The sequence below is a fragment of the Cellulomonas sp. EB106-03-03-XG116 genome (genome assembly GCF_058792015.1).
In genome coordinates this window covers 27,652-45,981 of sequence record NZ_JBYTEP010000001.1, presented here as the reverse complement: position 1 = coordinate 45,981, position 18,330 = coordinate 27,652, and the positions used below count along the sequence as shown (strand labels likewise).

Annotated in this window: 16 protein-coding genes; 11 read left to right on the top strand and 5 right to left on the bottom strand. The window is 77.0% G+C overall.

The genetic code is table 11. The annotated features are described in order from the left end of the window. Positions 1-69: 69 nt before the first annotated feature. From AC3WUG_RS00200 to AC3WUG_RS00175, 6 genes are all read left to right on the top strand, one after another. Positions 70-1,641: an MFS transporter gene (locus AC3WUG_RS00200; RefSeq protein ID WP_492325784.1), complete on the top strand. Its 1,572-nt coding sequence runs from the start codon at positions 70-72 to the stop codon at positions 1,639-1,641. Positions 1,642-1,688: 47 nt separating this feature from the next. Further along, the gene (locus AC3WUG_RS00195; RefSeq protein ID WP_492325912.1) at positions 1,689-2,765 is read left to right on the top strand and encodes an aminopeptidase P family protein; all 1,077 of its coding nucleotides are present in this window, start codon (positions 1,689-1,691) and stop codon (positions 2,763-2,765) included. Positions 2,766-2,814: 49 nt separating this feature from the next. Continuing rightward, positions 2,815-4,158, top strand: a complete 1,344-nt coding sequence (locus AC3WUG_RS00190) for a dipeptidase (protein WP_492325783.1) — start codon at positions 2,815-2,817, stop codon at positions 4,156-4,158. A gap of 167 nt (positions 4,159-4,325) precedes the next feature. Then, positions 4,326-6,494, top strand: a complete 2,169-nt coding sequence (locus AC3WUG_RS00185; protein WP_492325782.1) for an Ig-like domain-containing protein — start codon at positions 4,326-4,328, stop codon at positions 6,492-6,494. 137 nt (positions 6,495-6,631) lie between these two features. Continuing rightward, a complete protein-coding gene (locus AC3WUG_RS00180; RefSeq protein WP_492325781.1) occupies positions 6,632-7,306 on the top strand; it encodes an ArsR/SmtB family transcription factor in 675 nt (224 codons plus the stop codon). A 3-nt stretch (positions 7,307-7,309) separates the two neighbouring features. Next, positions 7,310-7,540, top strand: coding sequence for a hypothetical protein (locus tag AC3WUG_RS00175; RefSeq protein ID WP_492325780.1), 231 nt, complete (start codon positions 7,310-7,312; stop codon positions 7,538-7,540). Positions 7,541-7,721: 181 nt separating this feature from the next. Here AC3WUG_RS00175 and AC3WUG_RS00170 read toward each other — a convergent pair whose 3' ends face one another. From AC3WUG_RS00170 to AC3WUG_RS00160, 3 genes are all read right to left on the bottom strand, one after another. Continuing rightward, on the bottom strand, positions 7,722-8,402 hold the full coding sequence (locus AC3WUG_RS00170) for a response regulator (protein ID WP_492325779.1): 681 nt from the start codon (positions 8,400-8,402) through the stop codon (positions 7,722-7,724). Further along, positions 8,390-9,637, bottom strand: a complete 1,248-nt coding sequence (locus AC3WUG_RS00165; RefSeq protein ID WP_492325778.1) for a sensor histidine kinase — start codon at positions 9,635-9,637, stop codon at positions 8,390-8,392. The genes AC3WUG_RS00170 and AC3WUG_RS00165 overlap by 13 nt, the downstream gene beginning before the upstream one ends. Positions 9,638-9,717: 80 nt before the next feature. Then, positions 9,718-10,938 (bottom strand): sensor domain-containing phosphodiesterase, encoded by a 1,221-nt coding sequence (locus AC3WUG_RS00160; protein ID WP_492325777.1) that lies wholly within the window; start codon positions 10,936-10,938, stop codon positions 9,718-9,720. A gap of 199 nt (positions 10,939-11,137) precedes the next feature. On the opposite strand from AC3WUG_RS00160, the gene AC3WUG_RS00155 reads away from it, so the two are divergent. Continuing rightward, positions 11,138-11,617, top strand: a complete 480-nt coding sequence (locus AC3WUG_RS00155; protein ID WP_492325776.1) for an OsmC family protein — start codon at positions 11,138-11,140, stop codon at positions 11,615-11,617. Continuing rightward, positions 11,617-12,357: a hypothetical protein gene (locus tag AC3WUG_RS00150; protein WP_492325775.1), complete on the top strand. Its 741-nt coding sequence runs from the start codon at positions 11,617-11,619 to the stop codon at positions 12,355-12,357. Before AC3WUG_RS00155 ends, AC3WUG_RS00150 begins: the two co-directional genes overlap by 1 nt. A gap of 170 nt (positions 12,358-12,527) precedes the next feature. Here the strand turns inward: AC3WUG_RS00150 and AC3WUG_RS00145 are convergent, their stop codons facing one another. Beyond that, positions 12,528-13,520 carry an aldo/keto reductase gene (locus tag AC3WUG_RS00145; RefSeq protein WP_492325774.1) on the bottom strand — a complete coding sequence of 331 codons (993 nt, stop codon included), beginning with the start codon at positions 13,518-13,520 and terminating at the stop codon, positions 12,528-12,530. A 192-nt stretch (positions 13,521-13,712) separates the two neighbouring features. Between AC3WUG_RS00145 and AC3WUG_RS00140 the strand changes: the two genes are divergently transcribed. From AC3WUG_RS00140 to rocD, 3 genes are all read left to right on the top strand, one after another. After that, a complete protein-coding gene (locus AC3WUG_RS00140; protein WP_492325773.1) occupies positions 13,713-14,261 on the top strand; it encodes an SRPBCC family protein in 549 nt (182 codons plus the stop codon). Between the two features lie 147 nt (positions 14,262-14,408). Beyond that, complete coding sequence (gene ddaH, locus AC3WUG_RS00135; RefSeq protein WP_492325772.1) at positions 14,409-15,239, top strand: dimethylargininase; 831 nt, start codon at positions 14,409-14,411, stop codon at positions 15,237-15,239. 59 nt (positions 15,240-15,298) lie between these two features. Then, positions 15,299-16,546: an ornithine--oxo-acid transaminase gene (gene rocD, locus AC3WUG_RS00130; protein WP_492325771.1), complete on the top strand. Its 1,248-nt coding sequence runs from the start codon at positions 15,299-15,301 to the stop codon at positions 16,544-16,546. 239 nt (positions 16,547-16,785) lie between these two features. Here the strand turns inward: rocD and AC3WUG_RS00125 are convergent, their stop codons facing one another. After that, the gene (locus tag AC3WUG_RS00125) at positions 16,786-18,261 is read right to left on the bottom strand and encodes a hypothetical protein (protein ID WP_492325770.1); all 1,476 of its coding nucleotides are present in this window, start codon (positions 18,259-18,261) and stop codon (positions 16,786-16,788) included. Between the last annotated feature and the right edge of the window lie 69 nt (positions 18,262-18,330).

Genomic DNA, 18,330 nt, shown 5'->3' with positions numbered 1-18,330 from the left:
TCCTACGGTCGAGCCACCGGACGATCGGGCGGCCGCACGGCTGCGACCCGCCGGACGAGGGGGTCGACGATGGGCGACGCGACGGCGGGGGGCGCCGCGGCGGGCACGACGGCGCGGGGCGCGCGGAGCGTGCTGGTCGCCACCTGCCTGTCGACCCTGGTGGTGAACGCGAACACGTCGGCGGTGAGCATCCTGCTCCCCGCCATCAGCGCGGACACCGGGACCTCCGTCGACACCCTGCAGTGGGCCGTGACGGGCTACTCGCTGGTCGGCGCCGCGGTGATCATCACCGCCGGGTCGCTGGGCGACGTCTTCGGGCGCAAGCGGGTGTTCCAGCTCGGCCTGCTGCTGTTCGTGCTGTCCTGCGTCCTGATCGCGCTGTCCCAGGACGGGGCCGGGGTGATCGCCGGCCGGCTGATCCAGGGCGCCGCGGGGTCGACCATCCTGGCGTGCGGGCTGAGCCTGCTGTCGGTGGCGAGCGACGGCGAGGACCAGCTGCGGTCGGTGTCCCTGTGGGGCGCGGCGGCGGCCGTCGGAGCCGCGGCGGGCCCGCTGCTCGGCGGCGTGCTGGTGGACCTGACCGGGTGGCAGGGGTTGTTCTGGATCGACGCCGGGGTGGGCGTCGTCTGCATGGTCCTCACCTACCTCACGGTCGCCGAGTCGAAGGACCCGGACCGCCCCCGCACCATCGACTACCTCGGCACCGTCCTGGTCGCGGTGACGCTGGCGGCCCTCATCCTCGGCGTGAGCAAGAGCGGCGACTGGGGCTGGCTGTCGGCCGCCACGATCGGCTGCCTGGTCGTCAGCGTCGTCGCCGGCTGGCTGTTCGTGGTCGTGGAGAAGCGGGTCGCGGTGCCGCTGCTGGACCTGGCGCTGCTGCGCAACCGGATCCTGGTCGGGGCGACGCTCGCGATCCTCATCGGCGCGGGCACGATCAACGGCCTGATGTACCTGCTCAGCCTCTACTTCCAGGACCCCGCCGCGCTGGGGTTCTCGTCCCTGGAGGCCGGGCTCGCGACGCTGCCGGCGACCGTCGGCCTCGTCATCGTGGCGCCCCTGGTGCCGCGGATGACCAAGCGGGTCGGCGGCCGGCAGGTCATCGGCGTCGGCTTCCTGCTGACCACCGCCGGGTTCGTCGTCGTCGGATTCGTGCAGGCCGGCTGGGGCTACGGGGCGTTCTTGCTGCCGCTGATCGCGATCGCGGTCGGGATGGGCCTGTCGAACGGGCCGTCGTCCTCCGCCGCGACCGCGGTCGTGCCCGAGGAGCAGGTCGGCGCGGCCTCCGGCGTGTCGAACATGGCCCGGTACGTCGGTGCGGCGGTCGCGACCGCCATCGCGGCCACCGTGTACGCATCGGTGGGCGCGGACCGGGCCGCGGCAGGCGCCTCGCCGTCCGACGCGCTCTCCGCCGGGCTGGCCGCGGCCGCCTGGGTCATGGCCGTGCTGAGCGCCCTCGGCATCCTGCTCGCGGTGGTCGCGATCCGGCGGCACCGGGCGGCGCAGGGCACGGTGCAGGACTCGGCCGCCGCCGCCGCGGCGCACCTCATCACCATCCCGACCTCCGCCGCGGGGGCGGTGTCGCGGACGGCGGCCGGCCCCGCGGACCGCCCCGCACCCACCACCCCGGGAGAGCCCTCGTGACCGCCACCGCCCTCGCCCCGTTCACCCGCGACGACTACGCCGCCCGCATGGCGCGGGTCGTCGCGGACGCCGGAGCCGCCGGGCTCGACGGGGTGCTCGTCACCCCCGGCCCCGACCTCGTGTGGCTCACGGGCTACCAGCCCACGGCGATCACGGAGCGGCTGACCCTGCTGGCGCTCACCGCCGACCGCGAGCCCACCCTGGTCGTGCCGCGGCTCGAGCGCCCCGACGCGGAGGGCGCCGCGGGGACGGCGGCGACCGCGGTCGTCGACTGGGTGGACGGCGCCGACCCGTACGCGGCCGCGGGCGCCGTGCTCCGCGACGGCGCCCGGTACGCCGTGTCCGACAGCGCGTGGGCGCTGCACCTGCTCGGGCTCCAGGCGGCGCTGCCCCGCACGTCGTACCACGCGGTCACCGACCAGCTGCCGATGCTGCGCGCCGTGAAGGACCCCGACGAGCTCGCGCGCCTCGCCGCGGCCGGGGCCGCCGCCGACGCGACGTACGAGCAGGTCCTGCACGTGCCGTTCGCCGGCCGCCGGGAGACCGACGTCGCCGCCGACCTCGCCGACCTGCTCCGCGAGCACGGGCACGAGCAGGTCGACTTCACCGTGGTCGGCTCCGGTCCCAACGGGGCGAACCCGCACCACGAGGCCGGCGACCGGGTCATCGAGGACGGCGACTGCGTGGTCCTCGACTTCGGCGGGCTGCTGGCCGGGTACGGCTCGGACACCAGCCGGACGGTGAGCGTCGGCGAGCCGGGCCCCGAGGTGCGCGAGGTGCACGAGGTGGTGCGGCGCGCGCAGCAGGCCGGGGTCGACGCGGTGCGGCCGGGCGTCGCCTGCCAGGACGTCGACCGGGCCGCGCGGGCCGTGATCGCGGACGCCGGGTACGGGGAGCGGTTCATCCACCGCACCGGGCACGGCATCGGCGTGACCACGCACGAGCCGCCCTACGTGGTCGAGGGCGAGGAGCTGCCGCTGGTGCCGGGGATGTGCTTCTCGGTCGAGCCCGGCGTGTACCTGCCGGGGCGGTTCGGGGTGCGGATCGAGGACATCGTGACCGTCACCGCGGACGGGGTGCGGCGGCTGAACACCACCTCGCGCGAGCTGCGGGTCGTGGGGTGAGCGCGGGGCCGGTGCGGCGTCGCGGCGCGGAGCACGGGAGGAGCACGTCGTGGACCTGAGCGAGCGGGTGGCGGAGCAGATGCCGCGCGTCCGGACGGAGCTGGCCGAGCTGGTGGCGATCCCGTCGGTCGCCGACCCCCGGCAGTTCCCGCCCGAGGCGTGCGCGCAGGCGGCGCGGTGGGTGGCGGACGCGTTCCGCGAGGTCGGGTTCGCGGACGTGGCGCTGCACCGCACCACCGACGGCAGCGACGCGGTCGTCGGCTCGCGCCCCGCCGCCGACCCCGGTGCGCCGACCGTGCTGCTGTACGCCCACTACGACGTGCAGCCGCCGCTCGACGAGGCGGCCTGGCGGACGCCGCCGTTCGCGCTCACCGAGGTCGACGGCCGCTGGTACGGCCGCGGCGCCGCGGACTGCAAGGGCAACATCCTCATGCACCTGGCGGCGCTGCGGGCGCTCGGCGACGACGTGCCGGTCAACCTGCGGCTGGTGGTCGAGGGGTCCGAGGAGCAGGGCACCGGCGGGCTCGAGGACTTCGTGCCGACGCACGCCGACCTGCTCCGCGCCGACGCCGTGCTGGTCTGCGACACCGGGAACGCCGCCGTGGGGGTGCCCGCCGTGACGGTCAGCCTGCGCGGCATGGTCAACGTCGTGGTGCGGGTCGACGCCCTGCCGACCGAGCTGCACTCCGGGATGTTCGGCGGGCCGGCGCCCGACGCGCTCGCGGCGCTCGTCCAGGTGCTGGCGTCGCTGCGGTCCGCCGACGGCGACACGACGGTGCGCGGGCTCGACCAGACCCAGACCTGGGACGGCGCGCCCTACGACCCGGACACGTTCCGCGCCGACGCGCAGGTCCGGCCGGGCGAGGCGCTGCTCGGCTCCGGGACGGTGTCCGACATGCTCTGGGCCCGGTCGGCGCTCACCGTTCTGGGGATCGACTGCCCGCCGGTCGTCGGGTCGACGGCCGCGATCGTGCCGCGGGCCGCGGCCCGGCTGAACCTGCGCATCCCGCCGGGGACCGTGCCGGCCGACGCGCTCGCGGCGCTCACGGCGCACGTCACGGAGGCGGCGCCGTGGGGGGTCGCGGTGACGGTGGACGTGGAGGCAACCGGGTCGCCGTTCCGCGCCGCGACCGACGGGCCGGCCTACGACGCGATGCGGTCGGCGATGCGGGAGGCGTTCGGGCGGGACATGGTGCTGCTCGGGCAGGGCGGGTCGATCCCGCTGTGCACGGTGTTCGCGTCGACGTACCCCGAGGCCGAGATCCTGCTGCTCGGGGTCGAGGAGCCGCAGGCGCTGATCCACGCGCCGAACGAGAGCGTCGACCCGGCGGAGATCGAGCGGCTGGCGACGGCGGAGGCGCTGTTCCTGACCCGGTACGCGGGGCGGCGGTAGCCAGGGGGGCGACCCGGTCCCCGGCGCGGGCCACCTGCGTCCGTTAGGGGGAAGCACCTGCTCGCGGGCCCACCGCCCGGCGTACGGTGACCGCATCCCCGCACGCCGCCGCGACCCGCCCGGGTCGGACCCGCGGCCTGCGACGACCCCGAACGGGACCCCGCCGCATGCGCCGCACCCCCGCCGCCGTGACCCTCGCGCTCGCCCTCGCGGCGACGCCCGTCCTGCCCGCAGCCTCTCCCGTCGCGGCCGCGGCGCCGACCGCCACGGTGGTCGTCGGGACGACGGGGCTCAAGATCGGCGACACGTCGGTCGTGACGTTCACCTTCTCCGAGCCGGTCACGGGATTCAGCCTCGCGGACGTGACCGTGCCCTCCGGCACGCTGTCCGGGCTGGCCACCTCGGACAACCAGGTGTACACCGCGGTGTACACCCCCGCCGCCGGGGTGACGAACTACCAGGCCAGGCTGGTGCTCGACAACGCCGGCGTCACCGAAGCCGGGGGTACCCCGGGCACTGGCACCACCGAGTCGAACGCCTTCTTCGTCGACACCGTGCGGCCCACCGCGACCGTCTCGGTCAGCCGGGCCGCGTTCCAGGCCGGGACCACGGCGACGGTCACCCTGACGTTCTCCGAGGCGATCACCGGCCTCACGACCGCCGACCTCGCGGTCGGCGCCGGCACCGTGTCCGGCCTCTCCAGCTCCGACGGCGGCCTGACGTGGACCGCGACGCTCATCCCCGCCGGGGAGACCGAGGCCGCGGGTGCGGCGGTGACGCTGGACCTGGCCGACGTCCAGGACCTCGCGGGCAACGCCGGCGCGGGGACCGCCTCCTCTCCGGCCTACACCGTCGACACCCGCCGGCCGACGGCGACGGTCGGCCTCAGCGCGACGACGCTGGGCATCGGCGACTCCGCGACGCTGACCGTGGTCTTCTCCGAGCCGGTGCTCGGGTTCGACCTGGGCGACCTCACCGTCCGCGGCGGCACCGTGAGCTTCCCGACCACGGGCGACAACACCACCTGGACGGCGACGTTCGTCCCGAGCCCCGGGACGAACGCGAGCGGCCAGGTCGTCACCGTCGACCTCTCCGGGGTCGTGGACCAGGCGGGCAACGGCGGCGCCGGCACCGTCGACTCGCCCGCCTACCGCGTCGACACCCTGCGCCCGGTGGGGGTCGTCACCGTCGACCGGACCGTCGTGCGCGCGGGCGAGACCGCCACCGTGACGATGACGTTCTCCGAGCCCGTCCGCGGGGCGGGCGGCGCGGGCCCCGGGCTGGCGCTGCTCGCGGGCGGCGGCACCCTCACGCCGGCGACCTCCTCCGACGGCGGCCTGACCTGGACCGCGACGTTCACTCCCGACGCGGCCGCACGGACCACCGCCGACCTGGTCCTGGACCTGACGACCGTCGAGGACGTGGCCGGCAACGCCGGGACCGGAAGCGCGTCCGCCCCGTCGCTCACCGTGCGGACGACGCGCCCGACCGCGACCGTCTCCGTCTCCGAGCCGGTGCTGACCACCACCACCGACGCCGTCCTCACGCTGACGTTCTCGGAGCCGGTCTCCGTCGGCCTGTGGCGGGCCCTCAGCACGCCCGGCGCCTCCGTGCCCGTGCTGACCTCGACCGACGGCGGGGTCACCTGGACCGGCACGCTGACGGGCGCGGCCGGCACCGAGTCCGGGCCCGCGGTGGTCACGCTCGACCTCGCGCAGGTCGTGAACGTCGACGGCAACGCCGGACTGGGCACCGCCACGTCGGGCGCGTACGCGGTGGACACCGTGCGCCCGACGGCGACGCTCGCGCTCGCGACGGCCCGGGTCACCGCGCCGACGACGCTGACGATCACCTTCTCGGAGCCCGTGGCGACCCTCGCGCTGACCGACCTGGTCGCCGACGCGGGCACGCTGTCCGGCCTGGTGACCGCCGACGGCGGTCTGACCTGGACCGCGACGTACACGCCGGACGCCGGCGCGCGGGTAGGGGCGGCGACGATCCGGCTGGCGCTGGCGGGGGTGACGGACCTGGCGGGGAACGCCGGGGTCGCCGCGGCGCTGTCGGTGCCGTTCGCCGTCGAGGCGCCGGCCGCGCCCGGGACGCCCGTGCCCGCGGTCCCGGCGCCCGGGGCCCCGGTCGTGCCCGGCGCGACCGCCGCGATCCCGCCGGCGGGGGCAGCCGTGACGGCCCCGGCCGTCGCAGCCCCGGCCCGGACGCTCCCTCGCACCGGGTCCGAGGCCGGCGCGGCGCTCGCCGTCGCCGCGGGCCTGCTGCTCACCGGTGCCGCCGCGGTCGGCGCCCGCGGCCTCGCCCGGTCGCGCCGCGGACGGGCGTAGCGCCCCAGTCCGCGAGCGCGCGCACGCACGCCCCCGGCACCGGACCGCTGAGGCGGATCTGCCCATGCCGTCGGGTCACAACATCTCTTGCGCAATATCTCTTGCGCAAGAGATGTTGTGCGTCTACCGTTGCCGGCATGAGCACCGCCGAGCACGACGCCGCCGAGTCCGGCACCACCCCGGACGCGGCGACCCGGCCCCCCGCGATGCGGGTCACCGACCCGACCCGGGTCCGGGCCCTGGCCCACCCGGTGCGGATGGACCTGCTCTCCTTCCTCGACGACGTCGGCGAGGCCACCGCGACGGAGTGCGCCGCGCACCTCGGCCAGACCGTCGCCAACTGCTCGTTCCACCTGCGGACGCTCGCCAAGGCCGGGTACATCGAGCCCGCCGAGCCCCGGGGCCGCGAGCGCCCCTGGCGCGTCGTCGCCCGCGAGCGCAACATCACGCCGGACCCGCTCGACCCGGCCTCGAGGCGCGCGGTGCTGGAGCTCGGCGAGATCTCGGTCCGCCGCGAGGCCGAGCGGTACATCGACCACCTGCGGCACGTCGACCACGACGCCGCCGTCGACCCCGAGCTCATCCCGCTGACCCAGCTGACCACGTCCGCGTTCTGGGCCACCCCGGAGGAGACCGCGGAGCTGATCGAGGGCATGTACGCGCTCATGAAGCGGTTCGACGGGCGGACCGTCGACCCCGCGATCCGACCCGGTGGCGCCCGCCTGATGCGGCTGTTCACCGCGATCAACCCCGACATGGCCGTCGAGCCCCACGCCGAGGCCACCCCGACCGCACCGCAGCAGGAGGACTGAGCCATGACCACGGTGACCTTCGACGTCAGCTACGGCACCCGCGCGGTGCCGCTCCGCCTGCCCTACCTGTCGGTGCGCCGCCGCCGGGCCGCCGCCGTCGCCCGTGCGGTGGCCGCCCCGGCCGCGGCCGACGCGCGGGCCGCGGACCGCGCCCGGTCGACGGCCCGGGCGCTCGCCGCCCGCGACGCCGCGGTCGACCGCGCGCTGGCGCTCCGCGCCGGCATCGGCGTCTGACGCCCCGCCCGCCAGCCGGTCGACCCGCGAGTGCCTACCCGACACGTCGAGTGCCTATCCAGGGGATAGGCACTCGACGTGTCGGATGTGCACTCGACGGGCTGGGCGCGTCGCGGGCGCGGCCAGGGCGCACGAGCGCGGGCACGGCGCTGACTCGGTGCGGGCGGCGCGCGCCCCGCGGTCAGCCCAGGCCGGCGTCGTGGACCAGGCGCGCGATCTGCACCCGGTTCGCCACGCCCAGCTTCGCGAACAGGTGCGCCACGTGGGTCTTCACCGTCGCGAGCCCGAGGAACAGGCGCTCGGCGATCTCCTGGTTCGACAGCCCCTCGGCGACGGCCACCGCCACGTCCCGCTCCCGCGGGGTCAGCACCTCGAGCGCCCGCAGCGCGTCCGCGCGCCGCTCCGCGTCCTCGGGCTTCGCGACCGAGGCGATGAGCTGGGCGGTGACGGTCGGGGACAGGATGGGCTCGCCCGCCGCGACCCGGTGGATCCCGTCGACGAGCTGCGCCGGCGGGGTGTCCTTCAGCAGGAACCCGGCGGCGCCCTCGCGCAGGGCGCGCAGGACGAGCTCGTCGGCGTCGAAGGTCGTCAGCACGATGACCCGGGCGGTCGACCCGGCCGCCGTCAGCGAGCGCAGGGCGGTCAGCCCGTCCACCCGCGGCATGCGGACGTCCATGAGCACGACGTCGGGGCGCAGCCGCTGCACGACGGTGACGGCCTCGGCGCCGTCGCCGCACTCGGCGACCACCTCGAGGCGCGGGTCGCCGCCGAGGATCATCCGCAGGCTCGCGCGGACCAGGGCGTCGTCGTCGACGACCACCACGCGCACGACGTCGGCGGGGGTCGGGGTCAGCTCGGCCACGGCAGCCACACTCTCACGGCGAACCGCCCGTCCTGCTCGACCCCGTGCTCCAGCGACCCGCCGAGCAGCTCGGCGCGCTCGGCGGCGCCGATGAGCCCCAGCCCCGCCCCGGGGGCCGTGGCCCCGGCCGCCACCCCGACGGGCACGGCGTTCCGCGCCTCGACGAGCAGCCGCTCCCCCGGCGCCCCCGCCAGCCGCACCCGGACCTCCTGCCCCGGCGCGTGCTTGCGGGCGTTCGTCAGCGCCTCCTGCAGCACCCGGAACGCCGTGCGCGACGCGGTCTCGGGCAGGGCCGCGAGCGCCGACCTGTCCCCGCCGGGCAGCCCGGACACGTCCAGGCGCGCGGGCGTCCCGGCCTCGTCGGCGTCGGCGAGCAGGGCCGGGAGCTCGGCGAGCGTCGGCTGCGGTGCCTCGTGCTCGGTCGGGACCACGGTCTCGTCGTCGGCCCGGAGCACGCCCAGCACCTCGCGGAGCTCGCCGAGCGCCCGGTGCGCGCTGTCGCGGATCGTCTCGGCGGAGGCGGTGATCTGCGCGCGGGTCAGGTCCTCCCGGTACGCGAGCCCGCCCGCCTGCATCGCGACCAGCGAGATCCGGTGCGCCAGGACGTCGTGCATCTCCCGGGCGATCCGGGTGCGCTCGGCCTGGCGCGCCTCGGCGGCCCGCGACTCCTGGGCGCGCTCGGCGGCCTCGGCGCGCAGCCGCAGGGTCTGCAGCAGCTCCCGGCGTGCGCCGACGTAGAACCCGATCGCGACCAGCAGGCCGAGGAACAGCAGGCTCAGGCCCAGGGCGAGCAGCAGCCACGGCACGCCCAGGTCCTCGGACGCGGAGCTGCCCTGGTAGAGCAGCTCGTAGGCCGTCGACGCCAGCACCCACACCGCCCCGACCACGGCCACCTCGCGCCACCGGCGCCGGGTGGCGAGCGAGACCAGCGCGAGCATCGCCGGACCGATCGCGAACGCCGACAGCGCCGTGAGCGCGGTGATCAGGACCGCGGTCAGCAGCGGGCGCCGTCGGCGCAGCGGCAGCAGCCCGATGGCGACGAACCCGAGGACCAGGTCGAGCAGCATGAGCCCGCCCGCCACGTCCTCGTTCGCGAGCGACGCCGCCCCGAGGTCGTGGGAGACGAAGACCCAGAGCACGAACCCGGATCCCACGGCCAGCAGGTAGCGCCACGTCCGGGACCACGGGCCGAGGCGCGGCGGCGCCAGCGCGGCGGCGGGGACGGGGGCGGGCATGCGGTCGAGCCTAGGTCGCGGTGCGCCGCGCGCGGATCGGCCGCCGGGCTGGGCCGTCTCCCCCCTGCGGCGGAGGAGGGTCAGACCCCGGGCACGCCGCCCAGCGCCACGTCGAGCGGTGCGGGCCGCCCGAGCAGGTACCCCTGCCCGTACTCGACGCCCAGCTCGCGCAGCGTCGCGCGCTCGCGCTCGGTCTCGACGCCCTCGGCGACCAGCCAGGAGTCGATGCCGCGCGCGAACTCCGCGACGGCCCGGATCAGCGCGCGCCGCACCGGGTCGAGGTCGCAGCCGCGCACCAGGGCGAGGTCGAGCTTGATCGCGGTCGGCCGCAGCTGCAGCACGTGCCGCAGGCTCGCGAACCCCGCACCGGCGTCGTCGACCGCGACCTGGTGCCCCGCGGCGCGCAGCCGGTTCGTGACCGTGGTCAGCGCCTCGTAGTCGTGCACCGGGGTGTGCTCGGTGACCTCCACCGCGACGGCCGGGCCGTGCGCGAGCAGCAGGTCGGCGGTCCGCGGGTCCGCGAGCGCCTCCGCCGACAGGTTGATCGACATCCGCACGCCCGGGGGCAGGTCGCCGAGCCGGGCGAGCGCGCACTCCGCGGCGAGCAGCTCCAGCTCCACGCCCTCGCCGGCGGCCGCGGCCGCGGCGAACGCGTGCACCGGCGTGGGGAACCGCTCGGGGTCGAACCGGGACAACGCCTCGACGGCGACGACCTCCCCGGTGCCGAGGTGCACGACCGGCTGGAACACCGTGCGGACGGCGCGCTCCGCGAGCACCGACCGGATCCCGCGCACCCGCTCGGACACCGCGGGCCGGTGCGGCAGCCCGAACGCGCCCATCCGGTCCTCGACCAGCGCCGCCGCCAGCCCGAGCACCCGCAGCGCGTCCTCGTCGAGCAGCGGGTTCGCGCCGCGCGCCAGGCAGCACAGCATGCCGACCGGCTCGCCGTCCGGGCCGCGCAGCGGGGCGCCGAGGTACGCGCCGATGCCCAGCTCCGCCGTGACGCCGAGCTCGCGGGCGACCGGGTGCCCGCGGGCGTCGGGCAGCACCGGCGGGAGCAGCCCCGACAGCACCCGCACGCAGTAGGTGTCGTCGAGGTCGCGCTCGTCGCCGACGGCCATCTGCATCGGGCCGGTCTCGGTGCTGGTCGCGAGCACCACCTCGGCGGACGTCGTCAGGCCGGAGAGGAACGCGATGTCCATGCCGAGGTGCTCGCGCACCCGGTCGAGGATCTGCCGCACGTCCGGGTCGGCGGGCACGCCCGTCGCCGACGCCACGTCCCGGTCCTCGTCCACGCTCATGCGGCCCCCGCTCGCACCCGCCGGGCCCGCCGCTGGACCCGGCACGACGTCCGCCAGCCTAGTGAGCGCCTCCGGCCGCGCGCCCGCCGTGCGGGCGACCTCGCCCGGCGGACCACCCGTCCGGGCGAGCGACCGCCACCCCGTCCGCCCACGGCTGATCCCCGCTGCCGACCGGCGGGCCGCGTGACAGGATCGGCCCATGGAGTCCCCGAACACCGGGCTCGCGCCGGAGACCGACGTGCCCGTCACCCCCGCCTCCCCCGCCGCCCCGCCGTCCCGGCTCTGGGTCGAGCGCACCGGCACCCGCACCTACACCGGGCGCAACGAGCGCGGCGCGGAGGTCCTGATGGGCCCGGTCGAGGCCGGCGCCGTCTTCACCCCGGGCGAGCTGCTGAAGATCGCGCTCGCCGGCTGCTCCGGCATGTCCGCCGACACCGCGCTGAGCCACCGGCTCGGCGACGACGTCGAGGTCACCGTCGAGGTCAGCGGCGACAACTACAAGCCCGAGGACCGGTACCCCGAGCTGCACGAGCGGATGGTCGTCGACCTGTCCGGGCTGGACGAGGCCACCAAGGAGCGGCTGCTGCGCGTCGTGCACCGCGCCGTCGAGCAGCACTGCACCGTCGGCAACACGCTCAAGGCCGGGGCGACCGTCGACCTCGAGATCACGGGCGAGTGATGGCGCTGCGCCGGACCCCGATCGTCGACGCGGCCCTGGACCGGGCCGTGACGATCCCGTCCGCCACGATCCACGCCCACGTCGACTCGGTCCGGCGCCGCAACCCCGAGGGCACGCCCGCGGAGATCATCGGCCTGCTGGAGCGCGAGTACCTGCTGGTCGTGCAGGGCACCGGCGGCGCGGTCGGCGCGGCCGCGGCGGCGCCCGCGGTCGGCACCGGCGTCGCCATGGCCCTCACCATCGGCGACGTCGCGACGTTCTTCGGCGCGTCCGCGGCGTTCTCGCTGGCGGTCGCGAGCGTGCACGGCATCGACGTCGAGGACGCCGAGCGCCGCCGCGCGCTGCTGCTCGCCACGATCCTCGGCGAGTCCGGCGCCAGGGCGGTCACCGACGTCGGCGAGCTCACCGGCCTGCGCGGGCTCAACGTCGCGCGGGCGCTGCTCACCCGGATGCCGACCGGCACGATCCGGCGGGTCAACGCCCGGCTCACCCGGCAGCTGTTCCGCAAGCAGCTCGCGCGGCAGGGCGGCCTGGCGCTCGGCCGGATGGTGCCGTTCGGCATCGGCGCGGTCATCGGCGTCACCGGCGGCCGGGCCCTGGGGCGCACCGTCATCCAGGGCGCACGCAAGGCGTTCGGCCCGCCCCCGGACCGCTGGAGCGACAGCGTCCTGGTCGTCGAGGCCACGGAGGGCGCCCCCCGCGTCATCGAGCAGCCCCGCCGCCACCTCCCGCGCCGCTAGCCGACACCCCCGCGCGCGCACCCGCGCCCGCGCCCTCGCCCTCGCGCGCTCCCGCACTCCCCGTGCGCGCTCGCGCCAAGGCCCCCGCCGAGTCTCCACTTCGTGCCTCTGCGCGGGCGGGCCGGCGGAGGCGCGAAGCGGAGACTCGGCGAAGGGTCAGCAGGTGCGGGTCACCAGCGGTCGTGGACGTGGGGGCGGATGCGCTCGTCGTAGATCTCGCGGAAGCGGTCCAGGGTCCAGTCGTCCAGGGACGGGATCCGGGCCGCGTCCGCGTTGCCCCGGGCCTGCTCGGCGTTGCGCGCGCCCGGGATGACCGTCGAGACGCCCGGCTGGTCGATGATCCACCGCAGCGCGAGCTGGGCCGTCGTCGCCCCGGCGGGGGTCAGCGCCGCCACCTCGCGGGCCGCCGCCACGCCGACCTCGAACGGCACGCCCGAGAACGTCTCGCCCACGTCGAACGCCTCGCCGTGCCGGTTGAACGACCGGTGGTCGGTCGCGGCGAACTCGGTGTGCTCGTCGTACTTCCCGGACAGCAGACCGGACGCGAGCGGGACGCGGGCGATGATGCCGACGCCGGCCTCGGCGGCCGCGGGCAGCACGCGCTCGAGCGGCTTGCGGCGGAACGCGTTGAGGATGATCTGGATCGTTGCGACGTGCGGGCGGGCGATCGCGGCCAGGGCCTCGTCGACGGTCTCGACGGACACGCCGTAGGCGGCGACCCGGCCCTCGTCCACCAGGGTGTCCAGGGCGTCGTAGGTCGCGTCCCGGTCGAGCACCGCGCTCGGCGGGCAGTGCAGCTGCACGAGGTCGAGCGTGTCGACCCCGAGGTTCGTCCGCGACCGGTCGGTCCAGGCGCGGAACGCGTCCAGCGTGTAGGCCCCGGCGACGTGCGGGTCCGCGCGGCGGCCCATCTTGGTGGCGACCGTGATCCGCTCGGCGCCGGCGGGGCGCTCGCGCAGGAACCGCCCGATCAGCGTCTCGCTCCGCCCGTCGCCGTAGACGTCGGCGGTGTCGAAGAACGTCACCCCCGCGTCGGCCGCGGCGGCGAGCACGGCCAGCGCGTCGTCCTCGGCCACCTCGCCCCAGTCGGCGCCGAGCTGCCAGCAGCCCAGCCCCACGACCGAGACGTCCCGTCCTGTCCTGCCCAGCGTCCTCGTCTGCACGGCCCCGAGGCTACCCCGGCTCTTTCACCCGGGCGCGCCTGGGTGCCTGCACCCAGCACGGACCGCGGGGGCCGCAGTTCACCGCGACGGGTGACGATCCCAGAGGGGACGATGTCGGGACGCGCCCGGGGCCGACGCGGGGCGAGTGGCCCCACCCCGTCCGCGACGCACCGACGGGGGACGAGGGCGACGATGATCACGCGAGACCGGGACCGCACGCCGTGGGCGCGCGCGTCCCGCGTGCTGCCCCTGGACGCCGAGAGCGCCTGGGACCTCGTCGCCGACGCCCGGCACCACACCCGGTGGGTCCCGCTGACCCGGGTCGACCTGACGCGACCGGGCGACGAGGCCGCCGGCCCGGGCTGGGAGCGCTGGCCCGGCCGGACGGCCCCCGAGGTCGGCGACGCGATCCTCGCGGTGAGCGGCCCGACCGCGCGCCGGGGCGGCCCCGGCCTGGTCGACCGGATGCGCATCGAGCGCTACGAGCGCCCGCTCGGCGCGGTGCCCGGCGTCGCGGTGTTCCAGAAGCTCGGCCCGGTGCTGCTCGGCACCGCGCGGATCGAGGTCGAGGCCGCCGGCTCGTCGGCCCGCGTCACCTGGAGCGAGTCGGTGCACCTGCGCGGCCTGCCGCCGGGCGCGACACGCTGGCTCGGCGCCCTGCTCGTCGACGCCATGCTGCGGCTCGTCCTCGACCGCGCGGCGCGCGAGGCTGCGGGTGGAACGCAACGAACCGCCGCCTGACGGCCCGATCGCGCAACGAACCGCTGGTGGTTGCGCAACGTCGCGCCATGATGCTCCGCGCGGGTGACTCGTAGGCTTGCCCGGACGCGCCCCGACGAGGCGGCCCGACGTCCGACCACGCCGTCCCCGGACACCTCGAGGAGCACCATGCCCGCGACCCCGCAGCAGACCCGCCGCCACTACCTGATGTGCGAGCCGACGTTCTACACGGTCTCCTACGAGATCAACCCGTGGATGGACTCGACGCGGTACACGGACGCGGGCCTCGCGGTGCAGCAGTGGACGGTGCTCAAGGACACCTTCGAGTCCCTCGGCCACACCGTCGAGACGATCGACCCGATCCCGGGCCTGCCCGACATGGTCTACGCGGCCAACGGCGCGACCATCGTCGACGGCCTCGTGTACTCGGCGAAGTTCCGGTACCCGGAGCGGCAGCCCGAGGGCCCGGCGTACGAGAAGTGGTTCGCGGACCACGGCTACGTCACGCACACCGCGGAGCAGGTCAACGAGGGCGAGGGCGACATCCTCGGCGTCGGCGACGTGCTGCTGGCCGGCACCGGCTTCCGCACCGACCGCTCCTCGCACGACGAGCTCGCCCGGGTCACCGGCCGCGAGGTCGTCACCCTGGAGCTCGTCGACGCGCACTACTACCACCTGGACACCGCGCTGGCCGTGCTCGACTCGACGGCCGGCCGCGAGCAGGTCGCCTACTACCCGCCGGCGTTCTCGGACGCCTCGCGCGCCGAGCTGGAGCGCCGCTACCCCGACGCCGTCATCGCGTCCGAGTCCGACGCGGCGTGCCTCGGCCTCAACGCGGTGAGCGACGGCCTGAACGTCGTCGTCGCCCCCGGCGCGACCGCCCTGGCCGCCCAGCTGACCGACCGCGGCTTCCGCCCGATCCCCGTCGACACCAGCGAGCTGCTCAAGGGCGGCGGCGGGGCCAAGTGCTGCACGCTGGAGATCCGTCCCGCGCGCTGACCCCTCTCGGCCGGCCGGGGTCCCCCGGCCGGCCCCGCCCCGGCCGGAAGGTGACCGAAATGACCGCCACGATCCCCAGCCGGGACGCCGAGCGCGCCGCCGCCGGCCCGCTCGCGCCGAACTACCACCCGCTGCCCGTCACGCTCACCACGGGCGAGGGCGCGTGGGTCCGGGACACCGAGGGCCGGACGTACCTCGACCTGCTCGCCGGGTACTCGGCGCTCAACTTCGGGCACCGGCACCCGGCGCTGGTCGGGGCAGCCAAGGCGCAGCTCGACCGGCTGACGCTGTCGTCCCGGGCGTTCGACCACGACCTGCTGCACCCGTTCGCGGAGGCGCTGTCCGACCTGGCGCGGCCGGTCGTGGCGGGCGTGGCCGGGGCGCCGGAGCCGCAGCCGATGGTGCTGCCGATGAACACCGGCGCCGAGGCCGTCGAGACCGCGATCAAGGCCGCGCGGAAGTGGGGCTACGACGTCCGCGGCGTGGCCCCCGAGCGCGCGACGATCGTCGTGGCCGCCGGCAACTTCCACGGCCGCACGACGACGATCGTGTCGTTCTCCACCGACCCCGAGGCGCGCGACGGCTTCGCCCCGCACACGCCCGGCTTCCGGGTGGTGCCGTTCGGCGACGCCGAGGCGCTCCGGGACGCGATCGACGAGACGACGGTCGCCGTGCTGCTCGAGCCGATCCAGGGCGAGCAGGGCGTCGTCGTGCCGCCGGCGGGCTACTGGCCGGCGGTGCGGTCGATCTGCGACGACGCCGACGTGCTGCTGATCGCCGACGAGATCCAGTCGGGCCTCGGCCGCACCGGCACGACGTTCGCGCTCGAGCTCTGGGGCGTGCGCGCCGACCTGGTGACGCTCGGCAAGGCGCTCGGCGGCGGGGTGCTGCCCGTGTCCGCCGTCGTCGGCCGGCCGGACGTCCTGGGCGTGCTCACGGCCGGCACCCACGGGTCGACCTTCGGGGGCAACCCGCTCGCGTGCGCCGTCGGGATCGCGGTCGTCGACCTGCTGCGGCCCGGCACGTTCCAGGAGCGCGCCCGCACGCTCGGCGCCCACCTGCACGAGCGGCTGGCGACGCTGGTCGACACCGGCCTGCTCGTCGGCAGCCGGGGCGTCGGGCTGTGGGCCGGGCTGGACGTCGACCCGGCGCGGATGACCGGGCGGGAGCTGTGCGAGCGGCTGCTCGGGCTCGGCGTGCTCGCGAAGGACACGCACGGCTCGACGATCCGGCTGGCACCGCCGCTCGTGGTCGAGGCGGACGACCTGGACCTGGCGCTCGACCGCCTGACACAGGCGCTGCGCTGAGGCGCGCGCGGCGCTGACGCGCGCGCGGCGCGCCGCCGCGGGGCGCGCCGCCGAGAGGGCAACTCTCGGCTGCGTGCCGGCGTCCCGGCACAGCCGAGAACTGCCATCTCGCCGAGTCTCCGTTCCGTGCCTGCGTGCGCAGCGGCGGGCGCAGGCGGAGAACGGAGACTCGGCGGACGGCGGAGCGGCAGGGCGGCGGAGCGGCAGAGGAGCGGCAGAGCAGCGGAGCGGCGGAGCGGTCAGGAGAAGCGCATGGCGGTGTAGAGCCGGCCGTTGATCGTCACGGCGCCGATCGACACCGAGGACTTGCCCGCCTTGAGGATCCAGGCGCGGTGGCCCGGCGAGTTCATGTACGCCGCGATCATCTGGCTGTCGCTCACGGGCTGGACCCACCCCACGATGTGGTCGCTGCCCGAGTGCCAGATGCTGCCGGCCGCGGCCATCGCGGCGGCGTGGTCCGCCAGCGACGACGAGCCCGACACCGAGAGCGCCGGCAGCCCGTTCGCGGCGCGGGCGGCGTTCAGCGCGGCCCCGAGCCCGCCGACGCCGTACGACGAGACGCCCGGCGCCCAGGCGGACGTGGCCGGGGCGGACGCGGCGGGCGCGGCCGCCCCGTCCCCGGAGGTCGCCGGGGCGGAGGCGCGGTTCGGGCGGGCGGCGGTGGAGCGCGGCGACGCGGACCGCTGGGCGGCGCGCTGGGCGGCCTCCGCGGCGGCCCGCTCCGCCGCGGCACGCTCGGCGGCGACCCGGGCGGCCTCCGCGGCCTGCCAGGCGGCCTCGGCGTCGACCGCGGCCTGCTGCGGCGCGGCGACCGCAGCCGCCGACGCGGCCAGGGCGACCGGGCTCACGCCGGTCCCGGTGCCGTCCGCGGCCCGCTGGGCGGCGTCGGCGGCGGTGCGCAGCGCGGCGAGGGCGGCGTCGCCGGCGTGCGGGGAGGCGTCGGCCGCGGCGCGAGCGGCGGACACGACGACGCCCGCGTGCGCCACCGCGTCGGCGACGAGCGCGTCGTACCGGGCCGCCGACTCCGCCGCGCGGGCGTCCGCGACGAACGCCTCGTCCGCGAGCTGTGCGGCGTACTCGGCCGCCACGCGCTCCCGGGCGTGCGCCCAGGCGGTGGCGCGGGCGTCGGCGCGCAGCTGCACGACCACCCCGGCGGCGACCGCGCCGACCAGGGCGACGCCGAGCGCGGTGACGGCGACCGCGCGGAGCCGGCCGGTGCGGGGGCGGGCGCGGCGGGGTGTCCGGGGCGCGGGGCGTCCGGGGGCGGTGGGGGCGGACTGCGCGGGCGCGGCGGGGGCCGACGGCGCGGGGGCGGAGGGCGCCGACGGCGCCGGGGCGGCGGGGGCCTGGGCGGGCGACGCGTCGTGCAGAGCGGTCGCGGGCGCGGGCGGCGCGTCGAGCGGCGAGGGGCCCGGGGGCGCGGGCGGCACCGCGTGCGCGGGGTTCCCGGGCGCGAGCAGCGCCTCACGCACCGGGCCCACGGGCGCGGGCGGCGCGTCCAGCACGGCCGTCGCGGCGGCAGCGGCCGACGCCACGGGCGCGGCCCCCGCCGGAGCACCCCCCGCGCGCCACGCGCGCTGGGTCGGGATCGTCCCCGGCGCCGCCTCGCGCCGCGGGTCCTCGTCGCGCGGCCCGGGGCCCGCGGCGGACCCGCGGAGCGGCGACGCCGGGGTGCTCGGCGTCGTGGGGTCCGGTCGGCTGCCGGGCACCGGCATGACGGGTCCTTCCTCGGTGCGGTCGCTGGGCCCCCTGTCCCCGCTCCCATCGACCCGCCGCGGGGGGCC